Below are 26,163 nucleotides of genomic sequence, written 5' to 3' on the forward strand. Positions count from 1 at the left end.
TGTGGTATAAACGGTATATTAGAAGATGATTGTCATAAGTATTGTGGCCACGCAGTTGTAAGATGATTATCAAGTGGATTTGGCAAAGAGAATTCGTCTTTTCGAGATTAAAAGTGGCCGGTGATATAATTGTGGTGCAAATACCTTAACGTCTAAAAAGGATAGGTGGAGGTGTTGTATGCTTAAAAGAGGGTTTTTACTGGGTGTATTTGTGATTCTGTCGGCTTTGATGCTCGCAGGAATAGTTGGCGCGGTAGCCGAAATTGATAAGTACGGTAACGTTCATACGAATATCCCCATGGAAGCAGTTGTTTACGCCGCTATTGAATCAGGAGACTTGGTCTACGTAACGATGGGTACAACCACAATCATGGTCCCATTCGTAACAACATATGGTGATGTCGACAGAGGACAGCCTCTTGCAAGATACTCCGACATGCATGTTCTTCTCGCTATCAACTATGGTAATTTCGCTCAGACTTACGGACTTGAGGTCGGAAGTCCAGTTTACATGGGTCTGGTCGAGAAAGGGGCTTACAAGGATGAGCTGGAGATAAGACATCTTGTGAGAAGCGACGTAAGGGAAGATTACGCAAGTGATGCGGTATTCGCGAACTTCAGAGAGATTACCCTCGGAGATATAGCTCCGGGTAAGCTTTACAGATGCTCCCATCCTTCGATAGACGATCCCAGGGCTCCCTACGCGTCGGCTCTTATCGAGCAGGCCGGTATCAAGACTGTTATCAATCTCTCCGATTCAGATGAAGAGCTCGCACTAAATCTTGAATACTCGGAGTACTACAAGTCCATCGGCGAGGCCGGTAACCTCATTAATTTGAACATGGGTGTCGATCCTCTCGCAGACGACTTTGCGAAGAAGCTCGGAGAGGGCCTTAGATTCATGATAGTTCACGAGCCGCCGTACCTGATTCACTGTGTCGAAGGCAAGGATAGAGCCGGGATCGCATCTGCTCTGCTTGGCGCAATTATGAACGCAAAGACCGACGAGATTTATGCCGATTATGTCAAGTCTTACGAGAACTACTACAATGTATTACCAGGAACCGCAGCTTACGATGCAGTGAGAAAGATCGTCGCAGATCTCTTTGTATTAATGAACAATGGTAATCCAGTCAGCGATGTCAATGTGAAAAGCGTTGCACTTAACTATCTGACAAAGAGGGCAGGTCTAACTTACACAGAGATCGCCGCTATTCAGGATATTCTAAGATAATCAAGTATTGAATGCTATTATCGAGAGGCGGTCTAGAACCGCCTCTTTTGTTAGAGATTATGGTGGTGTTCTGGAATGTGGGATGCGCTTAATCAGATTGAGCTTTCGATTATGGATTCGCTTAATGCAGTTATGTCTGGCCAGTTTATAGATCTTTTCCTCTCTTTCATGCTGTTTCTCGAGAGAGGGGCCTTAGTGTGGATCCTTCTTACGGTCTTTCTCCTCTTCGATAAGAGATTCCGCAGGGTCGGCTATATGACTTCGCTCGGACTCGGCATAACTCTGTTCATTGTCTTCGTTATCCTAAAGCCCGTTTTCGGGAGGCTACGGCCGCTAGAGTTTATCGAGGGATATACTATCATCTTTCCAATTCCCCAGACTTACTCCTTCCCCTCTTCTCCGGTTGCCGTCGCTTTTGCCTACACTGCAGTCTTATGGAACAGCGTCAAGATGCTCAGGGTTCCGCTTGTTCTACTTTCTTTTCTAATAGCTCTGGCAGAGGTTTACGTCTATTTCAGCTATTTCTCGGACGTTATTGCCGGTGCCCTTATCGGCATCGCATGCGGAATCGCCACCGTCTGGCTCTTCGACAAGTACACTATTATCAAGCCTGAGAGAAACGACAAATCCGGCAGCTAAGAGTAAATACGTTTCTAGTAGGTGATTTACCAGTCGACCGCTGCCCTGAAGAGGTCGGTGTTGCCTGGGACGATTCCCATTAGTGTTCCGTGAAAAGCGTAAGCGCTGGAAATCGCCACGACTTTCCCTCCCCCGATGTTGGATGTTGCCACAATCGGTATGGGTGCGGGAATCTGCGGTTCATAGGTCACTTCATCACCACTAGGTACATAGGTAGTGAAGATTGCAGATGATTCGGCAAAGATTGCGACTGTCGCATTCCCTTCCACAGTTAGCTTGGTAGCCATCATCATGGCGATCTTCGCAGAGAGGGAAGATGCAAGCGGGTGGGTCGTAAAGTTATCGGATGTTATCATTATCTTGTTTCCGCCGATGTTATTGACGGTATCCGTTACAAGCCCCCACAAAAAACCTATGCCAGTATTAAGGCCTTCGGAAAGAGCATCCAGAAAGAAGGTACTTGCCGGTGGAACTTCAACGAGCATATCCATCATTATGATCTTGCCTTTTTTAGTTAGCTGTGTTTCCAGTTTGTCGATGTCCGAAATAGAGTAACTTGTACCAGGCATTGAAAGAATCACGATTGCGTAGTTCTGCGGTTCAAACCCTACCACAGAGGAGTATTTGTAGTCGTAACCTTTGGCCGCGAGAATAGCGATTATGCCATCGAAAAACTCACTCTCCTCCTCTCCAAATCTGTTTGCATGGGAATCATCTATAAGGGCTATCTTTAGAAGAGGCTTTTCTCCCCATATGCATCCCGAAAGAATAAAGATCAGAGCTACTATTACGAGCAGTACGAAGAAACGTTTCATTCTCTCACCTCCCATCGAGATCATACGACTGAAGTCGAAAGTTACATTATACGCGTTGAAGTATAGAGAATTAAGCTGGAGAGACGGCAGCTAATTTCTGGTCGAAGAGATTTCGGAATCGAGTCGAATAAAGTCTGGTTGAGAGAAAAATATCTATCTGGAAGTACATTGTGTTTTTATATTTTATATGTAAATCAATTGGACACGCAAACGAATTCTTTCGGGGAATGTCCGACATCTTCAAAATCATTTTGAAGGCTGTGTATCAACACGAACCGTAAGATCAGGCTGTCGAAAGTTGCCGAAAGATTTCGTCTCGTGCGCTTTCAGGAGCGCCAGAAGGGCCAAACTGTTATTAGTAGGAACTTGACGGGTATTTTGGCTTTTTTCTCTATCGAATCAGCAAGGTTGTGATGAAGAGCTCAAGGAATCCTGTGAACAAGGTCCCGGTAGTTTATAATGTGTATACGGTAAGACCGTTAATCTGATTGAATCACCTGGGGAGTGTTTGTATGCAGAGAGTATCGGATGATTTTGGAAGAAACCTGAGTGTTTCAGCCTCGGCAGCTTTGGAGTACGAGTCTCAGGGAGAGAAGATGTTGAAGAGGGTCAATGAGCTTATGGCGGCGAGAGAGGATATTTCTGAGCTTCTCGGCATGAATCCGCTATACATTATGTATGACAACAACTCGAATCATCTTCGATTCATCTCAAATGTGATTAAGCTGAACGACTACGATCTCCTGGCGAAGACTCTACCCTGGGTCTATAAGACGTACACCTCGAGAAACTTCTCGGTCGATTTCTTTCCTGAAGTCTTGAAAGCCTGGATGAATGCAATAAATGAATTTCTAAGTCTGGAAGACGCCGCTCAAGTTGTCGAGGTATATAGGGCCATGCTGGATTCTCATAATGCGGCTGTTCAGCATGCTCAAGAAGGTCTTATCCAGATGAAGGTTGACGAGGACTGGAAGCCCGTCGAGAGGAAGACTGTCCTTGCGTTACTCACAGGCGATTACAAAGAGCTCAAAGAGATTGCTAACCGTTCAATCAACAGTGAAGAGTCGCTTGCCGATTTCTATCTGAAGGTAGTTCAACCGGCAATGTATGAGATAGGCTACCTGTGGCAGATCGGTGAGATATCCGTTGCCGAGGAGCATCTTGCGACTTCTCTCATGAACAGACTTATGGCAAGCACCTACAGCATGATCGAGACCGTGCCTTCGCACCCCAGAAGAAAGGCAGTAGTACTCAGTTCGCAGAACGAGTACCATGAGCTTGGAGCAAGGATAATAGCCGATCTTCTTGAGTTGAGTGGCTGGAACGTCAGCTATCTCGGTGCCAACACGCCGGTATCCGAAGTCCTTAAGCATCTGAAGAAAAATCTGCCTATGTTGCTTGCCGTTTCCGTTACAATGTCCTTCAACCTGGATCTCACGAAAAAGCTTATTCAATCCGTCAGATATGATAGTGATTTCGAGGAAATGAAGATCATGGTTGGAGGTCTTGTAATCAACGAATCGGAGGACCTCTGGAAGAGGCTGGGAGCAGACGGAACTGCCGAATCGGCCGTTGAAGCTATCGAGCTTGCCAAAAAATGGTGGGAAGAACGTGAATGAGCTGAGAAAGGCTATCCTTTCTAGGAGAGATGATTTCTTTTCCGTTCTCGAGAGTCTATCTGGAGCTATTCTAATTCTCTTTGACAACGAAGGCAACATCCTCGATCACAGCCCTTCTCTGATTTCTCTAGTCGAGAGAAGTGATACTCTCGTAGGCGAGAACATATGCGATCTTGTGGTGGACAATTCCCAAGCTCTATTGAAGAGACATGGAGAGAAGCCTGTGAGAATCGGTCTTAACGATTCAAGATCGAACATTCATCTAGTGAGCGGATTTGTCATGCTGGTCGACGAGTCAAGGAGGCTGTTTCTGGGCGTGAAGATCGGCCTTTCGGCCGGAGACATTATGGAGAGCATGTCGAAAGTTACGGATGAGCTCGCATCGCTAACGAGAGAGTTAGGGCGGAAGAACAAAGAGCTTCAGGCTGCAAATAAAGAGATAGAAAGACTGATGAACTGCGATCCATTGACTGGATTGTCGAACAGGCGCGAGTTCATGAGCAGGCTCGATAAAGAGATAGAAAGCCTATGCTCGACCTGCAAACCTCTTTCAATAATTATGGCAGACATAGACGACTTCAAGAAAGTCAACGACACTAGAGGCCACCCTGAGGGTGACAGAGTTCTGCAGCAGTTTGCCGATATCCTAAACGAGATAATCTCACCAAGGCGGACTACTGTGAGATACGGCGGTGAGGAATTTATCGTAATGCTTCCCGAAACAACTTCGAAAGAGGCTACCGAGATTGCCGAACAGGTCAGAAAGAACTTCGAGGAAGAGACTGAGAAAAAGCTCGGATTTACAGTCACGGCCAGCTTCGGGGTCGCCACATTTAAACCTTCAGACACGAAATCAAGCATACTGAAGCGAGTTGACGATGCTCTTTACAGTGCAAAATCCGGTGGAAAGAACAGAGTCGTGCATTGAAATAGGTCACATCTGCTGACGAAGGCGAGTTTCCATTGAAAGAAGACGAAATGCTGACTCCGTCGGGAAGTGATGCTGCCTTTGGCAGAAAGCCTTCTCAGGTCCACCGTCAACGGTTCTCCGTCCTCCGAGTAGACCAAGAGCATAAGTGATACCGCTTTCAGCGGGAAGCATTCAGAAGCCAGTCAAAAGGCGAGAATCATCGCCGCCAGTGAAGGCTTCGCTTGCCGAGGCCAGTTCCGCTTCGCGGGGAAAGAGCAGCTGCAGATTGAAAGACACATTGCCACCTGTCGTGGACTCTTTAGCAAAGCGGTTTCAAAGAGTACACACCCCACCGCAAGCGATCCCCCCGCTCGAGCGGGGATTTAGGAGCCGGACTTCAAGATGATCAGCTTAACGCGGACGAAAACCAGGTTGTCAGTCAACGGTCCTCCGTGCTTCGAAGAACACAGTCGCAATTTGCCTGTTTCAAGCTGCAAGCATAAGAACCACTGTGAGCTTAAAAGTGGAGAACCCGCTGATCGCTGTGAAGACAACGCTGTCCGTCAATGGTTTTCCGAGAAGAGCCTGTCCTTCGATAAGATCAAAAAAACTAAAGAGGTCAGAGGTATGAGGGTAGACGTATGAAGATCAAGATCAAACATCCCATACCAACATCATGAACTATTATCAGCATCTTGTGTTCCGTAGCTCTTTTCGAACCCGCAACCCCGATCGTTTCAAAGCAAGATCCCGAAACAAGTTCGGGATGACTCTGAACAGGAGACCCCAAACAGGAGCCCTGAACAAGATCATTTCAGGACAGGCTCAGTGGGATGATAACTAACGGTTATTGCGAAAACGCCCAATTCCGTCATTCCGACAAAGCTCCTGGTCGGAATCTTAATGCTATTGATTCAAGGCTCCTCTTGGCGAACGGAGAACCGCTCAACGTTCAACCAGTTTCTCTTGCTCTTACGAACCCCCGACCTCCGACCCCCAACCACGGTTTCCCAAAAACCCAGATCCCGAAACAAGTTAAAGATGACCGAGTGATGTTCTTGCGAAACCCGTGTCGCGATAACGAAGCGAGAAGACCTCAAAAGGTCACTACCGGGATGAGTGTGCAAACTATGGTGAGTAGCTTGGACTGAAGCAACAAAGCTTAAGAAATGAGTTTGTCCTTGTTCTGTTAATAATGTCTGATTAGAGCAATTCAGGCGGGTTTAGAAATGATAAGAATGGTTTATTCTGAAATAATCCAGAATTGTGGTTTTTTGTTTTCTTTATGGCAAGTAGTAAAATGAAGACGTTCTTTTACTGCCTAATCCTTTGCTTTTCCTCATGAGGAAGAGACTCAGAGTTAGATTTCTGAACTTATGAATTTGTGAGATTTCACTTCACTTGAAATCTTTCGACGAGAGAACTTAATACCTTATAGAACCAGGAGGTGAAAGAATCTCTGTCAAATAAGACTAAGTAAAACCATTATCTGAAAGCTAAGTAGATTAGTTTTGCAAGTTGCAATCTAAGCTCTTGAACTCCCGCCTTGGAGCGAAGAGTGTTTGGATTTGCCTGTATGAGTTGATTTCTAGGAATCATTGGAAAGCCAACAATAAGAAAAAGAATTCATTAATAAGCAGAACGGAGGTATGCAAATGGCAATGGAAAACGCAAAATTTGAGGTTTATGTGGATACGAAGGGCGAGTATAGATTTAGACTAAAAGCACCAAACGGCGAGATAATCGCTGCCAGTGAGGGCTATACGAGTAAGCAGGCTTGTTTGAATGGTATCGACGCGGTCAAGAAGTATGCTCCTCATGCGGACGTGGAAGAGGTCTAGTTTGAGGATTAGATAGCTCTTTGAATTTCCAAGGCGGGAGGACTTTCCTGGAAGAATTTCGTACTTCGAGAGGTGTTTGCTACTTTGAATGGGAGTCTTAAGTTTTTCGAGGGACGACTAATAAGAAGCGACTGTCGGTATAAGTCTCTGAAGATTAGCAAACTCGTTCACATAAACGTGTGTCAGATAAGGCACACTTAGCTTAGAAAGAGTCTGGAACACACAGAAAGTTATCTCCGTTTAATTTTCAAAAGGTACGCGGTTGAAAACGCATTTCAAAACAAACACTCCCCACCGCTCAAGCGGGGAGTTAATATCAAGAGCAGAGAGATGAGTGAAGCGGTGTTTGTTTGATAATAATTGCTGATTCTGGAACTAAGGAAGAAGATGATGTGGGCAATGATGAGCCGTCAAAGCTGGCATTTAAGAGCGAAGATCGCGATTCTCGATTCTTGGGGTGTGAATGTTTCGCTTTCTCGTAGGCGAAGCGAATGTCAAAAAATGATCTTTGTCGTCTTATCTCGATTTTATCGGTTAATGTATCTTAAACTTTAAGCGGCTGACGGAGGACGCCCTTTCAAAGGTAAAGCGGTTCTTACATGTGAAATCGCAGTCCCGGAGGTCTGTTTGATCTCATAACCGAAATCGATCAATGCAACTGAATAACCGACCTATTATAACTAGATTGAAACCAAGGCGAGATTTTTTCTACAGAAGTGGTCTTTCTTGCTTGAAGTTGTGATAAAATCACGATAGTAGACGGAGTCAAGATTGTACCAGATACCTGTAAACAGGAGGGGTGATCATTATGTCAAGAATGGTATTGATGCTCGCCGGTGTGGTAGTCCTGGTTATGGCTCTTCTAGCCTCATTCAACATCGGAACCGTTGTAGAGCCCGTCTGGCACGTTATATTCAAATGGATCGGCGGTGCTATTATGGTCCTTGTCGCCTATATGGACAAGGGTAAGAAGACTTAGTCGAACTCTAAATATTTAGAGGCCCGGAGGATTCTCCGGGCTGTTTATTTGTGATATCTCGTTATGATTCCTTTCGTTTGAAGCTTCACTTTCTTATTTCAAGTTCTTTCAGTATCTCTAGCGCTTCTTGAAGCTCTACATTTGGCACATCATACTGGTCGCCACGGCGGTCTTCCTCTTCAACAAAGAACTCCGGTATTACATTGTGCCTGCGAATCAAATTCCGTTCCGAGACTGTGAGGCGCTACGACCGTTCTTTTTCTTCAAGTGCTTCGATTAATCCTCTGATTTCGGGGGAGTCGACTCCTGACTTTTCGATTGCCGAAAGGATCGCTCCGAAAGCAGGATTTGATCTCTGAACGCTACTAAGATCAGATATTCTGCAAAGCCTCTCTAGTTCTCTTTCAATAGTCTCAACGACTTTCATTCTAAGTGATCTGGAGACTTTTCGAAGCGAGTTAGAGATGATCTTCGCGGTTTCTGCTTTCAGAACGGGATTTATCAGCCATCCATTGTCCAGGACGGTCATGATGCGGCAGTCGTCCGAGTATAAAGGATCTTCGGATACAGCATACAGCAGCATACGCCAGAGGATAGGAGCCCTGGATCGCCTCCACCATTCGTAATAGAAGTCCCTGTCTTTGTTGTCGGTTTTTATCAAGTGAAGGATCGTATCACGTACGAGATCTATATAGATATGAAGCCATTCCGGGTTTGACTCCGGCTCGCTCTCTTCGATGGTCTTTCTCGCGCTGCAGATGCTGTCGTACTCTCTTAAGGAGCTATTAGTTACCGACATGTCTGTGACGGCCTTCATTAGTTGCGAAGTCAGAATCGAAAGGATGTCTTCGTGTAGAGTGTCAAGGTTCGGTTCAATGATTTCAGACCAGAATCTCTTCAAGCAATCGGCTTCTACAAGAGGTTCAAGATCGTATTGCCTGTGAAAGAGGGAAAGCTTCGCTGGTTTTCCAGTCTGCGAAAGAGAGAAGAAGTTCTGAATGGCCTTCGCTACTATCCAAGGGTTTGCGGAGACATCGACCTTCTTCAGGGCTTTCAGCATTGCGAGACCCGGTGTTTCTCCTTTGTGCCAGTTGTTGAGGATCAGATTCAACCATTCTGCCTGACAGGTATCTGGAATCTCCAGATCACTGTCTGCCATATGTTCCACGATTGAAGAGACCAGATATGGGTTCAAGGATGATCTTCTGGAGACCAAAAAAGTCAAGTGTTCCTGGCGACTGCTTCCGAAAGCGGTTTTTACGAACCAGCGGGTGAGAGACTTCTCGATCTCTGTGAGAGTCCCTTCCTCTCGGAAGAGATTGTCCAACATCGCCTTTGAATCGAGCCATTCCACCCATTCGAAGTCCTCTGCGAAACGACAAAAGATCACAGTGAGGTCTTCGCGGTTGAGACAGTATGTTAGGTAGCTGTCGACCTTTTGATCCTTAGTAGGTTTCTTGCAGGCAATGCTTTCAATTCTTTCGGTATGGGTTTCAATATCTGAACTGGCCAGGGAAGTCCAGTTTTCAAGAGCCTTCTGGAGTTCGTAATGCACTTTCTTCTTTTCGGGTGAAAGTGGATATGAAACGGGAATCACGTTGATCTCTTTCCACCTCTCGGCATCGCTGGCGCTGACAAGCGCGTATCTGTTCGATTGCCTTATGTCCAGCCCTCTTGCGAGGTAATCGACTATGGTATCTCTATGGCTGTACCCTATGAAGAGAATCGTGTAATCCGATAGGTAAAGGTCCCTAAGAAAGTCCCTCGCCCAACCCTCGGTGAGGTAAGCTCTTCCGAAGTCCCTGTTCGTAACAACAAGCCACCTTGAATCCTGTTCCACGTTTCCGTGAAGATATACTATTCCCCTGAAGTCGTCGCCCCTCGGTAGAGCGGGCGCTCTGAAGATGTCGAAGCCGTCGTATCTCTCTCCGTAATTCTTCAAGACGGTTAGAAAGTGAGCGTCGTAATTTGTCGTTACAATTTTGAGGTCCCGGGCGCTTTTGAATAGAAGAGGAATAAGGCTGTGAAGCTGTGATGGCCTGGAAGTTTGTTCACTCATTATCTGCTTCACCATTTCGTGGACGCCCAGTCCGCCATTCTTAGAGTTGAGACTGCCGAGAAAGACGTCCGGAGGTTGGACTCGCTGCTGTTTGACGTAGTATTTTTGACCGTAGCTTTTCGCTACGGCCTTTGCTAGATCGACAAAACCGGGTATGTTTGACGGCGAGGCCATCGAAACACCGGCACCCGCGAAGACTACCAGCCTTTCTTCCTCCTGCGCCCTTATTAGTTCTGTCGGAATATCTACATGGTCTGTTAAGAGCATTATTCCTCCCACTGTCTTTTCTCTTAAGAAGTCTTATTCACAGATTGAAACTAGTTTCTGAGCAAATCTTCATCAATGAAATGATACTCCATTGCTGCAGCCAGTGTTTAGAAACAGCCGATAATAGAGACTCTGACTGAATTAAGCGTAAGGCCTGATTTGAAGCGATGTCATACTATCGACTGATATTTGGCTAGCGCTACTGATCGTCAGATTACCCAAACAATAAATCGAAATTAAATATTTCAAATAACACTAATATAATTATGATTTTAAGTTACATTATGGAAATGATAACAATTATAGTTCAAAATATACTCCTTAAATCTCGATCTGGCTCAATCAATTGTTAATGATGTAACTTTTGTTATTAAGTACTGAATTTGGGAACCTTTCAGATTTGCTATCAATGAGTTTTTTTATTCAAATGATTATTCTACAATGACTTTCAGATAAGGCTTTTAGAATAAACATACATTAGAATTCAATTCATTTAAATTGCACGAGTTGAAATAAGGATGAATGAAGCCGCTCGAACAGGCAAAACTCGGACGTATTTTCTCGCTATGATGCTAAACTGAAGTCAAGGAATGAAATACGCCCCTCTCCTTCACTCACTCAGCGCTTCATATCGAGTTATGGCTCCTTGCGATTATTATAAAAGCTTTTTGGAAATCACATAATGATTCTGTGTAAGATTACCAATTGTTGTTAATGGAGGAGGGATGAGGATGAAAAGAGCTTATGTGTATGCTGTGGTATTGCTGCTTCTCGTAATGATTACCGGTTGTCCTTCATTCTGGAAATCGGCCGATGCCACTTTAAAGAAGCTTATGTACAACGGAGTTGAAGTTCCCGAATTCAGTGCGAAGAAGACCTCGTATTCGATTGTACTCCCGGCGGGCACTACGGAACCGCCCACTGTCACGGCCGTTCCAGCAGTTGAAGGGGTAAATATAGTTGTTACTGATGCAGAGACGCTTCCCGGGACTGCAACGGTAATCGTCACTTCCCTTAATGGAAAGGCAAGTCTAACTTACAGTATCTTCTTTACAGTGAAGGTAGTGATCTCGATTGTGGCCGATCCCACTGATGGAGGAGAATTCAGCGGAGACGGAGAATACGTCTACGGGGATCTCGTAACTATAGTGGCCACACCATCCATTCATCACACTTTTAGTGGATGGTTTCTTGACGAACCTGAAGAAGTGAGTTTTGAGGAGAGCGGTGACGACCCAATATACACCGATCCGGTCGCCTCTTTCCCGGCTCTAAAGGATGTAAGTCTTTTGGTGGGATTCAATCCAATGGAATACACCTTCAATCTTGTGCCTGTTCCTCCTGAAGGTGGTGAAGTGGCCGGCGGAGGCGCTGTGAATTATGGTGACTCTGTAGGTTTGAGCGCGCTGTCTAATGAAGGCTATGGCTTTGCGGGATGGTGGATAGACGGCTATATGTTCAGTGATCAGGCCGCTGATCTGGTTAGTACAGTGGAAATTCTCAGTCATACGGCATGCATTACCTGTACGGAATACACCGTTGAGGGGAGATTCGATCCTTCGGCCCCTAAGTGGCAATTAGACATTACTATTGAAGCGACTCCGGTTGATGGTGGTGAGACCTGGGGCGAGGGAGTGTATCCGTACGGTAGTTATGTGACTGTCGGGGCGACACCTTCAGATCATTTCAATTTCGATGGGTGGTACGTCGGTGGGGAAGAGCTAAGCCAGGGCGCTACTTACACTTTCCCGGCAAATGACTGGTACACTGAGGGAATAACATACACCGCGCTTCCCTTACAGGGAGTGTTTGTAGACATAATATACACATTCAATGCGGTTGCCGAACCTCCTGAAGGCGGAACGGCGAGCGGCGGAGGAACAGCCAAATACGGTGATCACGTTTCATTCCTGGCCGCACCCAATGAATCCTACACTTTTGAGGGCTGGTACTATGGTGAAGAGAACATGAGCGGATCGCCAAGCTTCACCCTTGACACCGCCAGCTTCCTGGATACCCATACGCTTCCCGTAACAAGCACAGAATCCAGCTTCATTTTTACGGCGAAGTTCCAACCCCAGACGCCGCCTCCTGGATGGCTTATGATTACGATCGATGCTTCACCGACTGACAAAGGTGAGGTGAGCGGCGCCGGAAAGTATTCGTATGGAGAAGAAGTCACACTCGGAGCGACACCGATTGATCATTTTGATTTTGGAGGTTGGTACACTGATGGGGAAATGTTGAGTGAGGATCTTCCATACACATTCAACACCTCCAACTGGCTAATAACAGAAGATGTGACCAAAACTCTCCCGGTAGAGGCCTGGTTCCCGCCGGTCTTCTATCATTTCAACGTAGTTGCAAATCCTCCCGAAGGCGGGGAAGTCATGGAAAGTGGTGTATTCATTTACGGCGATCCTATGACGCTGGGTGCAATTCCTAATGACAATTACGTATTCAGGAACTGGACTTTCGAGGGAGCTGAGTTCAGCGATAATCCATTGTGGGAAGGGAATTCCACCTTCTTCCTTGCTAGATCGACTTGTATCGGCTGCACTGAATTCACCATAGTCGGCAATTTCGACCTGGATGTGCCCGACACAATTACTGTGAACTTGAGATCTGAACCACCGGAAGGCGGTCAAGTTAGCGGAGGAGGTCAATTCCCAAAGGGGTCGAGCACGGTTATAAGTGCGATGCCGAATCCCGGATATGGATTTAGTGTCTGGTGCTACGATCCGTGCGAGAGCGTCTTTAGTGAGAGTCAGACTCTGACTATAAGCAATCTGCAGGAAGATATTAGCCTGTTTGCATCATTCCATCCGCTTAACTAGAACCTCTCTGCGTGTGAAAGCAAAGCATTGTTGATTCATTTTGAGAATTGTGACATATAGACTGAAGACAGGAGTATCGGATAATTTAGAAAGCCTGGGGAACGAATCCTCAGGCTTTCTTCTCCACAAAACCGATTCTAAAACCGTCCGGATCTCTGATGACGAATTTAAGGATTCCATAGGGAGTCGTTTCGAGAGGAGTATCGATCTCGACAGAGTCTTTGATTCTATTCCACAGCTCCTCGACACCGGTGATTCGGAAGTTCAAGATGTCTGAATTCCTGTTTCTTTTCAATCCCGGAGTTTCGATTATCCCAAAGCCGGCCGTTCCATCCGGTTTATAGGACTGCCAGTTGGTCTGTTCGTAAAAAATATCCGGTTCGAACCCGAGGATCTCTTCGTAGAAGACTCTCGCTCTCTCAAGAGAGCTTACAGATATAGTAGCAACCTGAATTTCCATTTAGGCCTCCCAATATTAGTTTGTCTTAAGAAGAATAACGCCGGCGATAAAACCTGTCAAAGTCCGACCCTAGTCAAACTGAAAGATTCATTTCTCATCACTCTACAGTTCTGATCGATTCGGTTATGCTTAGAGACGTCACCTTTCTCGACGAAGCGAGCGTGGTCAATATTCCTGCCCCTATCGCGCCGGCAACCGCTAGAACAATTCCCATCCATGGTATCGACCAGTTGAGATGACTCATTCCGGATCTCAAGAGCGAATAGACCGTGTAAGAGAGAATCAGGCCAAGAACGACAGACGATACAGCGCTAATGAGACCGAAGATCAAGCCTTCGTAAGTAAGCATGGCCTTGAGTTGTTTTCCGGTCATTCCAATAGCTCTCAGTATTCCAAACTCTCTGCGACGCAGGATGATAGTAGTGTTTATGGTGTTTGTTATCCCGCAGATGCCTATGAAGCCAACTATTGCAATAAGCCCGTACACTAGGGTTGAAAGTGTGCTGATTGCGTCTTCAGTCTCTTTCTTGTATTCACTGTATGAGATGAAGGTAGAATTCCTGTACCTGTCGGCGATCTCTTCGATTGTCGATTCGAGAGCTTCAGCGTCGCTTCCCCTTCGAAGATAGATATCTACATACGAGTAGTGGTCCATGTAGTCCATCATGGTGAGATGGACATCGCCGTTCTCAGGCCTGAGACTCTCAATTATCTTATCGCTGCATGCCGCAAGGATTCCACCCTCTACCGTGTAGGCTACCGATGGCAGCTCCTGCACTACGGCGGCAACGACGAACTCCGAGGCGACGGGAACTTGTACCATAGACTCGTTCAGATAGTACGTCTTGAGCAGAACTCTGTCTCCTGCCTCGATTCCATGCCTGTTGCTGTTTTCAATGTCGATAATGATTACCCGTTCGGAAGTTGCTCTCCTCAAATCTATGGATCCCGAAATTACTTTCGTCTTCATCAGCTCGATACCGAGATCGTTGTAAGCGAGGAGAGCCATGTACATTCCGCTATTATCAACCATTGTCGCACGCATTCCGGCCTCAGGGTTTGAGAAGGTCGCGAATGACCTACTATCAAGGTCCTGGTCCTCATATTCGGTGAGCAGTCTTCCCGTAATGAACTTCGCAGCCGCAACTGTCTGTACATCTTCGAATGAGAGTATCTCTTCGATCGTTTGCTCATCGGGTCCGTCATCGTACATGCTTGCCACTCTTATTGAGAAATCCGACTTCACAACGCCCCGCGCAATTCTCTCAGTATCGAAGTTTCCGGCAAAGTACGAGAAGGCTATGAAAAGAGTTGCCGCCATCGTCATTGAAATGACAGAAATAATCGTCGTGCGAAGATTTCTCCTCATGTTTCTTTTCGCAAGTTTCAACGGGATCTTCTCTCTCGACGAACTTTGTCCTTCAACGATCCCTTTGACTTCGAAGTCAGAGGGTTCGACACCGTACTGTCTCATCGCCTCTACGGGTGAAACTTTACCCGCCCTCAGTGCGGGAATAAGAGAAGATACGACTACCGACAGGAATCCGAGAATGGTTCCAAGTAAGAGTGATAGGGGTGTAATCATGGTTGAGAAGCCGCCTAGACCTGTCAGCTGAGATCCCGCATAGAGCGCTATTGCGAAGGAAAGCAAAACGCCTGTCGCCAGTCCTAAGGGAATGCCAACAAGACTTACGAGGATCGATTCTCGGAAGACGACCTTCCTTATCTGTGCGGGAGTGGCACCGGCCGCCCTGAGAAGCCCGAATTCACGTATTCTTTCGAGAACGGATATCTGTACGGTGTTATAGATAGAGACCATTGAAGCCACTGCGACGAGCAGTCCCAGAACGACTGCCGGCCAGTTGACTGGAGATAGGTTCTCAAGAAAGTAGATCAACGAACCGTTGTAAGTTGTCTTATCTCTTATTTCGAGATCCGAAGCAACCTTAAGTGCGGCAACTCTTATTCCGTTGTTTGGTGCATCAACGGTGAAATAGGCGTTCTTCACCACTCTCGACTCTTCAGAAATCTCTGAAAACTCCTCAGGCGAGATTTCCACAAAGGCCTTTGACATTGCGCTCTCCTGTCTAGCCTTTGATACTATCCCTACTACTTCATAGGTACGTTTCTTGCCTCCAATATCAAGTGAGACCTTTTGGCCGGTTTCCGGAGTGATTCCCAGAAGCTGTGCCGAGAATGAGTCTAACGCTATCTCTCCAGGCCTTTCCGGGAGACGGCCTTCTTTTACACTCTTTCCTCTCAGGTTGAGCGTCAGCTCATTGGCCTCTTCAATAAACAGAGAAGCCCTTTCTTCAGGAAATTCAATTGTTCCGGCTATTTTCTGAATACCCAGCTCTTCAATCAAAACATGTATCTTCAGGTCCATGATCTCGGATTCACTTGTCTCTACTACTTTTCCATGGTACCTCCCCACAGAGTTCTCCATGCTCTGAAGCTCCGAAGCTTCGATGCTTTCGAAAGTGATCATGATTGCGGTTATGAAGGCAACGGCGAGGGCAACTCCCAGGAGTGTGTACAACGTTCTCCGAAGTCGTCTAGAAAGGTACTTTCTGCTTAGTTCTGTATAACGCTTCATACCTTCTGACCTCCCATGGCCGAAGAAAAGACGTTGCCCACGTCTGTATTCGAGTAGTCCGAAACGATCTCGCCGTCCTCCAGAGTGATTATTCTGTCGGCTCTTTCTGCAATATCCTCTTCATGAGTCACTATTACGAGAGTCTGGTGGAATTTCCTCGCGCTTATTTTAAGCAGGTCCATGACTTCCTGGCTCGTCTTGCTGTCGAGATTTCCTGTCGGTTCGTCGGCAAAGACGATTGCCGGTTTCGTTATGAGAGCCCTGGCTATGGCCACCCTCTGTTGCTGGCCGCCTGAAAGGGCAGACGGGAGGTGACCGACCCTGTCTTCCAGTTTCATAAGCCTTATGAGTTCGTTCAGATACGGCTCATCGACCTTTCTTTCGTCCAGGATCAGCGGGAGTTCTATGTTTTCCCTGGCAGTCAGGACGGGAATCAGGTTGAAAAACTGAAAGACAAACCCGATTCTTCTTCTTCTGAAGATCGAAAGCTGCGTATCCGTCATGGCGTAGAGATTCTTGCCATCTATGTGGACGCTTCCCGCGGTAGGCCGATCAAGCCCCGCAAGCAGATGCAGGAGCGTACTCTTTCCCGAGCCACTAGGCCCGACTATCGCGATGAACTCGCCCTCCTCGACGGAAAGCTCCGCCCCTTTGAGCGCAATGACTGCGTTCGCACCAGATCCATATACTTTTCTCAGTCCAGTAGTTTTGAGTACTTCCATAATCCGCCTCCTTATTGTTTTCTTTTCAGAGTATAAGGAGTCTTTCTTATTCGTAGATGAAGGATAAGCTTAAGAAATCGCAAGGTTAAGCCCTCATTCTTCCCGTCTTACGGGGAGCTCTATTATGAAAGTCGACCCTCTTTCCGTAGATGACTTCAGCTTTATGTCTCCTTGGTGTCTCTCAATAATCGCTTTAGCCAGCGATAGCCCGAGCCCTGAACCCTTTTTCGATCTGCCGGCAGAACTGCCCCGGTAGAAACTCTGAAAGATCTTCGATGAATCTTCTTGCGGGATCCCAGGGCCTTCGTCCGAGACGGTTATATAGGCGTAGGTCTCGCTCCTTGAAATTGACACAGCTACCGAGCCGCCTTCAGGAGAGTAATCGATGGCGTTCTTAAGGAGATTGCCAATAGCCTGCGAAATCCACTTTTCATCACAGAAGACCGTAGCCGACGATTCGGTATTCAGTGAAATCTCGATCTTCTTGCCGCGAGCAATCTCGATATAGCTTCTTATTACATCTCTCGCCAGTTCTGCGAGATCTGCCTTTCTGAAATTGAATCTGATAGCGCCCGATTCTATCCTTGCTATGTTGAGAACGTCGCCGATGAGCCATTCCATTCTCTCGATATCTTCGCCGCTTCTACTCAGAAACTCTTCAATCTGTTCTCTTTCCATATTCTTTCCTTCTATCATTAGTTCATTCATCGTTTTTAGGGAGGCAAGGGGCGTCTTGAGTTCATGCGAGATGAAAGAGATGAAGGCTCTCATCCTGTCGCGCTCGGAATCAACGTTTTCCATGGTCTTTTCCAGTCTTCTGCTGAGCGCGTTCAGTTGTGCCGAGAGAATGGCCGTGTCCCCCTCGCCGTCGAAAATCGATTTACCATCGTATCTCCCGCTCATCAGGGCGTCCAATCTCAGCGATGTTTCTTTCAGAAAGTCGGACTGTTTTTTCGCTATGAGGGAGAGGAGTGAAACCCAGAGAAGAACTAGACTTATAGAAGAAAGTGAAATTGTCGCAACTATCCTGGATCGGAAATTCTTGTAAGTAGATCCATAGCTTTCGGGAGGCGCTTCTGTGTATCCATAGGGCTTTAGAAGCTTCAGCGCAGCTTCGAAGTCTTCAGGCCGACTCCCAGAGAGCAGCCTCCGAAGGGTCTCATCCGAAAGACCACTCAGCGAAACCAGCCTTCCAATTAACGAGATCTCCCTTTCATACTGACGACCTCTCTGTTCCAGCAATGCAGACCATGTAAGCAGCACGGCGATAATGACAATCGCTAGAGAGATCACAATGCCGGCAACCGAGGCCAGTCTATTGGCTTTTTCTCTGAAGAGGAATCTTAACATCTATTTCTCCCCATTCCACCTGTAACCCAGGCCTCTCAGCGTTTCAATAAGCTTCGGCCTTGAGGGATCTTCCTCCACCTTCTCTCTGAGCTTTCGGATATGAACAGAGAGAGTGTTGTCATCAATGAATTCACCATCTACATCCCATACCTTCTGAAGGAGCCGATCCCTTCCGAGGACAATACCTTCGTTCTCCATAAGAGCTCTGAGTATTTTGAACTCCGTTGGAGTGAGTATTACCTCTTTCCCGGATCTGTAAGCCCTCAGCTTAGAGGTGTCCAGTTCTACGGGGCCTGACTTGAGCGAATTGCCTTCCTCAACGGAATGCTTCTGGATTCTCCGTGCATTGGCTTTGATTCGCGATATGAGCTCCCTTAGTCTGAATGGTTTCGTTACGTAATCGTCTGCCCCGCTCTCGAGACCCATTACGATATTCACTTCCTCGTCCCTTGCAGTAAGGAAGATTATTGGCATCTCTGATCTTTCGCGGATCTTCTTGCAGAGTTCAAATCCGTTTCCGTCGGGAAGCATTACATCCAGAAGCGCAAGATCAAAGTCTCCGCTCTCTAATAGTTCAAGAGCGTACGACACGCTCCCAGCCAAGGTCGTTGCCCACCCCTCCTGCGTGAGCGCATAGCTTATGCCGTTCGCAAGGTTTTCGTCGTCCTCAACAAGCAGAATCCTCAGCAACTGGATCACCTCCGAATTGCCAGGGCCGGCTATGGCAGAACTGGCGCTTCTATTATATATGCCGGAAGGCATAGAAGGAAAAAGTGAGAGGAGAAGTCATTCCGTTGCCTGTTTATCAGTTGTCCTCGCGGCCGATCTGCGCTTGGCAGAACCCTGTCTCGCAGTAATATAGATTCCGGTCTTCATTACTATCTGAGGTCTCTTCAATTGTGATACAACTCACCCCTTGACAAATCCCTCCTTCGAATATATTATATTTAAACACGTTTTAATCATGGTTTAATCAAATTCAACCATGTAGGAGGCGAACCGATTGACCAGCGAAGAAATCAGCACTAGGGAAAGGATCTTCAGAGCCACGCTTGAAATGATTAGAGAAGGGAAAGACGCACATGAAATTACTACGAGGCAAATAGGCGACAGAGCCGGGGTGAATCCTTCGTTGGTTAACTACCATTTCCAGTCGAAGGAAAATCTCATAGGCCAGGTTGTAGGGACAATGATGGGAGAGATCATCGGGCAGCACCAGCGAAGCGATTCTACTGAAACCGATCCTGAAGCTAGGTTGAGAGAGATACTTCTTGCCACTGCCGACGCGGCTTTTGAATTCTACAACATGAGCAAGATCGCCATAGCCGGCGAGCTGAAAGAGGGTTGTAGGAACTCCTGTCAGATGGTTCTACCGCTTTTGCAGGAGATTTTCAAGGATTACGCTCTTTCCGATTTGAACGTGATCGCCCTCCAGCTAATGCTTCCATTTCATCATATCGTAGTCGAACCGGGTTTATACGGGAAGTATCTCAACGCAGATTTTTTCGACGAGAATCAGCGAAGGAGAAAGATAAATCAGATGGTAGATCTGGTCCTAGCCAGATTTGATAAGGAGGGAGAACAATGAAACGAGCGGGTATTTCAAAGACGTTTCCGAAGCGCGTCAATCGCGCAATACTAATAGTCGTATCGACCATGGCAATTATCTTCGGTGTTGGCGGTATAGGTCATGGCTTCTTCGAGGCGCTGCAGGGGTTTACCTCGACGAACGGACTGTTGATCAACGCAATTGGGGAGGCCAACAAGATGTGGGAGTACGGCAATGAGCCGGCCATAACTGTTATTCCCAATTTCCTGATCACTGGAATCGCCTCCATGGCCGTGGGACTGGCCGTGATAGTGTGGTCGGTAGGGTTCCTTCACAGGAGGAACGGCCCGATTGTGTTACTGTTACTCTTTATTTTGCTGTTCCTGGTTGGCGGGGGAATCGGGCAGGTGGTGTTCTTCTCAATTATATGGATCTTCTCAACTTTCATTCACAAGCAATTGATGCCTTTGAAGAGGGAAAAGGTCGGCAGCCTGCGGAAAAATCTAGCCCGCTATTGGGCGGTTCTCTTGGCGGTCTCTTCTGCTGCTATAGTCTTTGCGCTGGAAATCGCCATTTTTGGACTCGTTCCCTTCGTAAGAAGTCCGGATGCGATCTCTCTTGTGATGCTTTTCTCTCTGGGAACAGGGTTTGTACTCATGATTCTTGCATTTTTATCGGGAATGGCTAGTGACAGTGAGTCGACAATGGGGCAGGCCGTATGAAAAAGAAAACTTTGGTAGCTTACGCTACCAAGCGTGGTTCAACCGCGGAGATAGCAGAAAAGATCGGAGAGGTTCTCAAGAGAAGACAGATACAGGTAGATGTGCTGCCTGTCCGGGAAATTACAGATCTTTCTCCATACAAGACAGTGATACTTGGAACGGCGATTTATATAGGACTTTGGAGAAGAGAGGCTGTCAAGTTCTTGAAAAGATACACGGACGAGCTTGCAGAGATGACCTTGTGGATCTTCCTCAGTGGTCCTGCAGGGGAGGGAGACCCCCTGGAATTGCTGGACGGCTGGCGTTTCCCCGAATCTATGAGACCGATGATAGAGCGAATAAAGCCAGTCGAAATAACTTGCTTCGGAGGAAGGATAGAGAGCGGCAAGATGAATATCTTCGAGAAAATGATAATAAAAAATGTTGGGGCCAAGATTGGCGACTTCCGCAACTGGGGAAGTATCGCTTCGTGGGCTAATAGAATTGACTGATATCTCAAGTATCACCTCACCGGGCCAGGTGGCCGTTGGATAAGAGCAAAACCCTCCGCCACTACGTGGCCCACCTCCCTCAAGGGAGGACTTAAGATCAGGACCATCAGGAGCCAAATGCAAACTCAGGCAAGAAGAGCCGGCATATTTATGGCACTTGACTCCCTGACTAATGGGTAATGATGAGCTCTTGAGGGAAACTGAAGAGCTCTTCAAGGCTTTTCAAGATCCCAGAACCTTGATTGCTCTCTTTGCTTTTCCGTTCTCTCTACTCTCTGAATAATGGTTTGACCAAGAACGTTTATCTAGAAAGGGCTAGAGATTCCGTCATTCCGACAAAGATAATGGTAGGAATCTCGATGCTAGTGCTTCATGACTTCAACCAAGAACAAAGAAAAGATCCTCGCTCTGGAACGAAGAACAGGTTTCTTATTTGGGGAACGGAGAACCGTCCAACGGTGATCCGGTTTTCAGTCGCTCTTTCCAACCACCAACCTGCTACCCCCAACGCCGGGTTCTCGAAAGACCAGATCCCGAAACAAGTTCGGGATGACAACTGACGGTTATTGCAAAAAGGCTATATTCCGTCATTCCGACAAAGCTCTTGGTCGGAATCTTGATGCTATTGATTCAAGGCTCCTCTTGGCGAACGGAGAACTGCCCAACGGTCAACCAGTTTCTCTTGCTCTTCCGACCCCGTACGCCCAACCTCTAACCTCGATTTTTACAATAAACCGTTCCTAATTCGAAGAAATCACACCCGCAAATTCCTGAAGCTCATCCGGAGAGATCAAGTAGAATGTTTCCTCGTATTTCATGACGAAGACTTCCGATCTTGCAGTCATGATGAAGGCCTTGGAACCATTTCTGAGTCGGAACCAGCCCACTTTGTATAGACCTGTAGATGCTCCGTTAGTTCTTACCGTCGGCTCGAAGTCCCTCTCTTCAGTCCAGTCGATAATTCCAACGATTTCAGCCGAATCTATCGCTATCGTCTTTCTTCCGAAGGGAAGTGCATTCAGAACTACGTTTTCGCCATCGAATTTCACGGCGTTTGTGAATGGGAATACCAAAAAGAGAAATACGAAGAAGACTAACAAACCGCCCGTGATGATTAGCGAAAGAGTCTTCTGCCAGCCTTTTGTCTTGAATAGAGAGAAAACGAATATCACCGCAACGAAAACAACGATTCCAATATTCAGCATGATCGCAGATGTGGGTAATGAAAACTTGAACACGATTGTCTCCATATCTTGCCTCCTCACAGGAAATTCGATTCAATTATTACACATTCGAGTTCTCCTGATCTTTATATGATCGTTGACGTAATTGCTTTGTCGAGATTCGCTACAGAGAGCTCTTTATCTGAAGGGTTCAAAGTGCAAGTTTCTACAGGACCTCGTTAGATCTGCCGATGGAAAGAGACTGACCTCTATACTATATACAAGACTAAAAGCTGGTTTTGCCCGTTATTCCGTCTCGTGTTTTTCAGGCCAGATGTGATAGAATGACCTTGAGATTCCTCAGCGAGTACCTTCTTTCTTATCTGAAGTTGCTCCTGAAGATTAAGCGGGCGCAGTTTTCTTGGAGGTATGCTCATGAAGAAGTGGTACCTGGTACCTGTAGCCGTGATTCTAGTGTTCCTGCTTGGTGGATGTTTTTCATTTGACGACATGCTGAACGGAAGATGGGAAGGTGTTCTGGACGATTACTACGGGAGCTACGATGTTGTGCTCATAGTGAACTCCAACAATACCGGATCGATATCTTTTGACTATGAGTCTTACGGCATGGACATAGTAAATAGAAGAGCCAACCGGAGTTTTGTCGGAGAGTACGGCTGGTATGACTCTTCCTGGCATGAGAGGATCATCGAGGCTGAATTGCAGAATTACGGTACACTGTGAATAGAGATCTACAACAATTACGGTAGTCTCATTACCACTGGATACCTCTACAAATAGTCTTCGAGATTCCTGAAATAGGATTGTTCGGTACATAAAGAGAGCAATATACTTCATGTGAGTTGGGATTTTGAGACTTCTTTCCTGGATTAGCTGACGTTCCGGCAGATCCTGAACCCACAAATGCTGGCTTCACTGTTTGGTGAGTTATAGCTGCGGCTTGTTACTCTGACGATGCCGTCCCACCAGGCTCTTCCACGGATCGATTTGTTGCCCAGCACCTGATTGTACGGATCTTTTCCCGGGCTTCTTCTGTAGAAGAAGGCGTCATATGCATCGGAACACCATTCCGATACGTTTCCGCTCATATCGAATATACCCAGTTCGTTTGGACTCTTCTGTCCAACTTCATGTGTTATGTCTCCCGAATTATCGGAATACCACGCTACAAGGTCCGGTTCGTTTCCACCCGAGTAGATGTATCCCTCACTTTTGTTTCCTCCCCTGGCAGCGTATTCCCATTCAGCTTCTGTAGGCAGCCTGTAGCCAACTACTTTTGAAGGGTCTGTCGTTACTTTTCCGTCCTTGTCCAGGAAGTAGCCATTTGAATCGTATGCCTTGGGAAGTTTCTCTCTCTCGCTTAACCAATTGCAAAAAGCCGCCGCATCCATCCAGCTGACGTTTATCACCGGCCTCTGCCCACGTCCCCAGCCTTCATCTTCCGGCAGAGTTCTTTCCGTCTCTTGACAAAAAAGATCATAAAGCTCAAAGGTTATCTCATGCTTACCGATGTGAAAATCGTAGGATATTGTGACCTCATGAGCCGGCCGCTCCTCGTCCCAGCCGGTTCCCCACGTGTCTCCCATTGTGAAGGTTCCCTTCTCGACCAGGATCATGTCCACGATGCTTTGAACAGGCGGAGACTCCTTCTTGGGGGTCAGTACCAGGACAAGTACGGTAACGAGAACAGCTATGGAGATTATAGAAACCACAACAACTACTGCCTTCTTCATCAGATCGCCTCCTTAAGAGCGGCTCCACACTTTCAAGGGGCATTTTCTTTGAGGATTAGGGAAAGTTAGTTTCCGTGGCGCCTTGTACTAATATATCACTGGCTCTATTCAGGACAAGCGAATTCGATATATATGAATCAAACGAATTTTTGACTTAGTTTTTCCATAACTGCTTTGCTAAATTTAATGGTCAAGACATGTTTATATCCGACGAGTTTTTTCATGGGGAGAGTTATGGCAGATGTTCAAAAGCTGCCAGGAGTAGTCAATGAAAAAGATTTGGCTTGTGACTGTTCGTTATTCGAAGCGCGAAGGTTTCGTTACGTGACTATCTGTCATTTGCTCTGATTTTTAAGGCCTTTGTGATAGTATCTTGAAGGCATTTATCTTGTGACTATATGAACTATCATCTATTGTCTTCTTCTATGCCGATAAGGTTATCCGAGAGCGATCTCGGAATGCCGCTTTCGAGACTTGTTCCGTGGTTTTCCACTTCCAAGAAGGTTATTCAGAAAGTGAATTCAAGAGGAGATGGTTGTATGGAAGTTCAAAGTTCCAGGCTATTTAGAAAAGTGATTATTGGAGCCACCGGAAGCGCTCTCGCTCTCACTTCTGCGCTTGCGGCCAACTATGAAGACACTATGCCGCTCGAAACCGTGAAGCCTGCCCCGAATCTGGAGGAGGTAATACCTCATCCGGAGCAGAGAGAAGAAGCCATGGCGAAGCTGGCCGAGTTTGAGAGCAGAACTGGGAAACGGCCCAACATACTTGTGTACCTAATGGATGATGTCGGTTGGGGGGACCTTGGTGTTTATGGTGGAGGTGTCGCTGTAGGAGCGCCGACTCCAAACATGGATGCACTTGCAAGAGACGGACTCATGCTTACTTCTGCTTATTCACAACCTTCTTCTTCACCAACCAGGGCGACTCTTCTTACGGGACAGCTCCCAGTCAGGCATGGGATACTAAGGCCAACGCTGTACAACGAGCCCGGAGGACTGACAAATGCCGTTACACTTGCCCAGTTGTTGAGCGATGCCGGCTACGTTACTCAAGCTGTTGGAAAATGGCACATGGGAGAGAATCCCGGTTCTCAGCCTCAAAACGTTGGATTTGATGACTTCTCAGGTTTCCTCAGTGTGTCGGACCTGTACACAGAGTGGCGGGATCCATACTTCTACCCCGAAATTGCCAACAGCGAAGAGAGAACCGAGATGATACGTGAGTGGGCTTTCGAGAAGTACTGGGTTCACGCAGAAAAGGGCGGCACCATCGAACAGATTAAAGAGATAAATATCGAGGTATCTTCACATCTAGACGAGTACTGGAAAGACTACTCGATTGAATTTATTGAAAAGATGGCCGATAGCGACCAGCCGTTCTTCCTTTACCACTGCACGAGGGGAGCTCACTTTGACAACTATCCCAGAGACGAGTATGAGGGGTCGTCTCCGGCCAAGCAGGTTTACAAAGACACAATAGTCGAACTTGACGATATACTGGGTGAGCTGGTCGCAGCGCTCGAGAGAACTGGACAACTCGAGAACACGCTGATTTTCATTGCATCCGACAACGGCCCAGAGATGGAATCATGGCCGGACAGCGCCTATTCGCCGTTTAGAGGTGCGAAAGGTTCAACCTGGGAAGGTGGCGTCAGAGTACCGGCAATCTTCTACTGGAAGGGAATGATAGAACCTGGACGGGCCTCCGACGGCCTCTTCGATATTGCCGATATCTTCAATACATGCCTTACACTTGCAGGCGCAGCCGATTCTATCCCTACAGACAGGTTTATCGACGGAGTAGACCAGACTTCATTCCTCCTGGCCGAGGAGGGACTCACAAACAGGAAGTACATCTACTACTGGCTTATGAGCTACTTCTCCGCCGTAAGGGTAGCCGAGTACAAATACGTACAGTTTGCCGAATCGGATTCGGGAGAGGGAATCGTTAATCCCGGAGGCTTTACCGGTTACATAATGGCCTTCCCTTATTATCACCTGTACAATCTCTATCTGGATCCGAAGGAAGAACACAACGTCTCTATAAGAAAACTGGTTTTCACAGATCTCTTCTTGGAAGCCATGAAGAAACATATTGACACATTCCGTGAATATCCACCTGTAGTTAAAATCATTACGGGTCACTAGAACGAA

General features: G+C 46.8%; 22 protein-coding genes. 12 read left to right on the forward strand and 10 right to left on the reverse strand.

From position 1 onward, the window contains the following. Window positions 1-178 precede the first annotated feature (178 nt). Complete coding sequence (locus Y697_RS12535) at window positions 179-1,234, forward strand: SAM hydroxide adenosyltransferase (RefSeq protein WP_121552070.1); 1,056 nt, start codon at window positions 179-181, stop codon at window positions 1,232-1,234. Between the two features lie 75 nt (window positions 1,235-1,309). Next, window positions 1,310-1,873, forward strand: a complete 564-nt coding sequence (locus Y697_RS12540) for a phosphatase PAP2 family protein (RefSeq protein ID WP_121552072.1) — start codon at window positions 1,310-1,312, stop codon at window positions 1,871-1,873. Window positions 1,874-1,899: 26 nt separating this feature from the next. Here Y697_RS12540 and Y697_RS12545 read toward each other — a convergent pair whose 3' ends face one another. Next, the gene (locus Y697_RS12545; protein ID WP_121552074.1) at window positions 1,900-2,688 is read right to left on the reverse strand and encodes a hypothetical protein; all 789 of its coding nucleotides are present in this window, start codon (window positions 2,686-2,688) and stop codon (window positions 1,900-1,902) included. A 512-nt stretch (window positions 2,689-3,200) separates the two neighbouring features. Between Y697_RS12545 and Y697_RS12550 the strand changes: the two genes are divergently transcribed. The 4 genes from Y697_RS12550 to Y697_RS14750 all read left to right on the forward strand — a co-directional run bounded on the left by Y697_RS12550 (window position 3,201) and on the right by Y697_RS14750 (window position 8,037). Continuing rightward, entirely contained in the window at window positions 3,201-4,307 is a 1,107-nt protein-coding gene (locus Y697_RS12550) for a B12-binding domain-containing protein (protein WP_121552076.1), read from the forward strand. Continuing rightward, on the forward strand, window positions 4,300-5,235 hold the full coding sequence (locus Y697_RS12555) for a GGDEF domain-containing protein (RefSeq protein WP_121552078.1): 936 nt from the start codon (window positions 4,300-4,302) through the stop codon (window positions 5,233-5,235). The genes Y697_RS12550 and Y697_RS12555 overlap by 8 nt, the downstream gene beginning before the upstream one ends. A gap of 1,637 nt (window positions 5,236-6,872) precedes the next feature. Beyond that, a complete protein-coding gene (locus Y697_RS12560) occupies window positions 6,873-7,058 on the forward strand; it encodes a YegP family protein (RefSeq protein ID WP_006489262.1) in 186 nt (61 codons plus the stop codon). Between the two features lie 808 nt (window positions 7,059-7,866). Then, complete coding sequence (locus Y697_RS14750) at window positions 7,867-8,037, forward strand: hypothetical protein (protein ID WP_006489261.1); 171 nt, start codon at window positions 7,867-7,869, stop codon at window positions 8,035-8,037. Between the two features lie 85 nt (window positions 8,038-8,122). On the opposite strand, the gene Y697_RS15035 is transcribed toward Y697_RS14750, so the two are convergent. After that, complete coding sequence (locus tag Y697_RS15035) at window positions 8,123-8,257, reverse strand: hypothetical protein (protein WP_006489260.1); 135 nt, start codon at window positions 8,255-8,257, stop codon at window positions 8,123-8,125. Window positions 8,258-8,281: 24 nt separating this feature from the next. Continuing rightward, window positions 8,282-10,363: an SIR2 family protein gene (locus tag Y697_RS12565; protein ID WP_121552080.1), complete on the reverse strand. Its 2,082-nt coding sequence runs from the start codon at window positions 10,361-10,363 to the stop codon at window positions 8,282-8,284. 731 nt (window positions 10,364-11,094) lie between these two features. Between Y697_RS12565 and Y697_RS12570 the strand changes: the two genes are divergently transcribed. Continuing rightward, window positions 11,095-13,200 (forward strand): InlB B-repeat-containing protein, encoded by a 2,106-nt coding sequence (locus tag Y697_RS12570; RefSeq protein ID WP_183083813.1) that lies wholly within the window; start codon window positions 11,095-11,097, stop codon window positions 13,198-13,200. Window positions 13,201-13,309: 109 nt separating this feature from the next. On the opposite strand, the gene Y697_RS12575 is transcribed toward Y697_RS12570, so the two are convergent. The 5 genes from Y697_RS12575 to Y697_RS12595 form a co-directional block, all read right to left on the reverse strand. After that, a complete protein-coding gene (locus Y697_RS12575) occupies window positions 13,310-13,660 on the reverse strand; it encodes a VOC family protein (protein ID WP_121552084.1) in 351 nt (116 codons plus the stop codon). Between the two features lie 97 nt (window positions 13,661-13,757). Next, window positions 13,758-16,256: an FtsX-like permease family protein gene (locus Y697_RS12580; protein ID WP_121552086.1), complete on the reverse strand. Its 2,499-nt coding sequence runs from the start codon at window positions 16,254-16,256 to the stop codon at window positions 13,758-13,760. Next, window positions 16,253-16,978, reverse strand: a complete 726-nt coding sequence (locus Y697_RS12585) for an ABC transporter ATP-binding protein (RefSeq protein ID WP_121552088.1) — start codon at window positions 16,976-16,978, stop codon at window positions 16,253-16,255. The genes Y697_RS12580 and Y697_RS12585 overlap by 4 nt, the downstream gene beginning before the upstream one ends. Before the next feature lie 93 nt (window positions 16,979-17,071). Beyond that, window positions 17,072-18,328 carry a sensor histidine kinase KdpD gene (locus Y697_RS12590; RefSeq protein ID WP_121552090.1) on the reverse strand — a complete coding sequence of 419 codons (1,257 nt, stop codon included), beginning with the start codon at window positions 18,326-18,328 and terminating at the stop codon, window positions 17,072-17,074. Next, the gene (locus tag Y697_RS12595; RefSeq protein WP_121552092.1) at window positions 18,329-19,018 is read right to left on the reverse strand and encodes a response regulator transcription factor; all 690 of its coding nucleotides are present in this window, start codon (window positions 19,016-19,018) and stop codon (window positions 18,329-18,331) included. A 313-nt stretch (window positions 19,019-19,331) separates the two neighbouring features. Here Y697_RS12595 and Y697_RS12600 point away from each other — a divergent pair, with 313 nt between their 5' ends. The 3 genes from Y697_RS12600 to Y697_RS12610 are packed head-to-tail and all read left to right on the forward strand — an operon-like array spanning window position 19,332 to window position 21,090. After that, window positions 19,332-19,916: a TetR/AcrR family transcriptional regulator gene (locus Y697_RS12600; RefSeq protein WP_121552094.1), complete on the forward strand. Its 585-nt coding sequence runs from the start codon at window positions 19,332-19,334 to the stop codon at window positions 19,914-19,916. Beyond that, a complete protein-coding gene (locus tag Y697_RS12605; RefSeq protein WP_121552096.1) occupies window positions 19,913-20,599 on the forward strand; it encodes a hypothetical protein in 687 nt (228 codons plus the stop codon). Before Y697_RS12600 ends, Y697_RS12605 begins: the two co-directional genes overlap by 4 nt. Then, window positions 20,596-21,090 carry a flavodoxin domain-containing protein gene (locus tag Y697_RS12610; RefSeq protein WP_121552098.1) on the forward strand — a complete coding sequence of 165 codons (495 nt, stop codon included), beginning with the start codon at window positions 20,596-20,598 and terminating at the stop codon, window positions 21,088-21,090. The genes Y697_RS12605 and Y697_RS12610 overlap by 4 nt, the downstream gene beginning before the upstream one ends. Before the next feature lie 740 nt (window positions 21,091-21,830). Here Y697_RS12610 and Y697_RS12615 read toward each other — a convergent pair. Then, complete coding sequence (locus Y697_RS12615) at window positions 21,831-22,340, reverse strand: PH domain-containing protein (protein ID WP_121552100.1); 510 nt, start codon at window positions 22,338-22,340, stop codon at window positions 21,831-21,833. Window positions 22,341-22,688: 348 nt separating this feature from the next. Here Y697_RS12615 and Y697_RS12620 point away from each other — a divergent pair, with 348 nt between their 5' ends. Continuing rightward, window positions 22,689-22,997, forward strand: coding sequence for a hypothetical protein (locus Y697_RS12620; RefSeq protein ID WP_121552102.1), 309 nt, complete (start codon window positions 22,689-22,691; stop codon window positions 22,995-22,997). A gap of 146 nt (window positions 22,998-23,143) precedes the next feature. Here Y697_RS12620 and Y697_RS12625 read toward each other — a convergent pair whose 3' ends face one another. Continuing rightward, window positions 23,144-24,007 carry a formylglycine-generating enzyme family protein gene (locus tag Y697_RS12625; RefSeq protein ID WP_121552104.1) on the reverse strand — a complete coding sequence of 288 codons (864 nt, stop codon included), beginning with the start codon at window positions 24,005-24,007 and terminating at the stop codon, window positions 23,144-23,146. Between the two features lie 425 nt (window positions 24,008-24,432). Here Y697_RS12625 and Y697_RS12630 point away from each other — a divergent pair, with 425 nt between their 5' ends. Continuing rightward, on the forward strand, window positions 24,433-26,157 hold the full coding sequence (locus Y697_RS12630; RefSeq protein WP_259462558.1) for an arylsulfatase: 1,725 nt from the start codon (window positions 24,433-24,435) through the stop codon (window positions 26,155-26,157). Window positions 26,158-26,163 lie beyond the last annotated feature (6 nt).

The sequence above is a fragment of the Mesotoga sp. BH458_6_3_2_1 genome (assembly GCF_003664995.1).
Taxonomy (GTDB): domain Bacteria; phylum Thermotogota; class Thermotogae; order Petrotogales; family Kosmotogaceae; genus Mesotoga.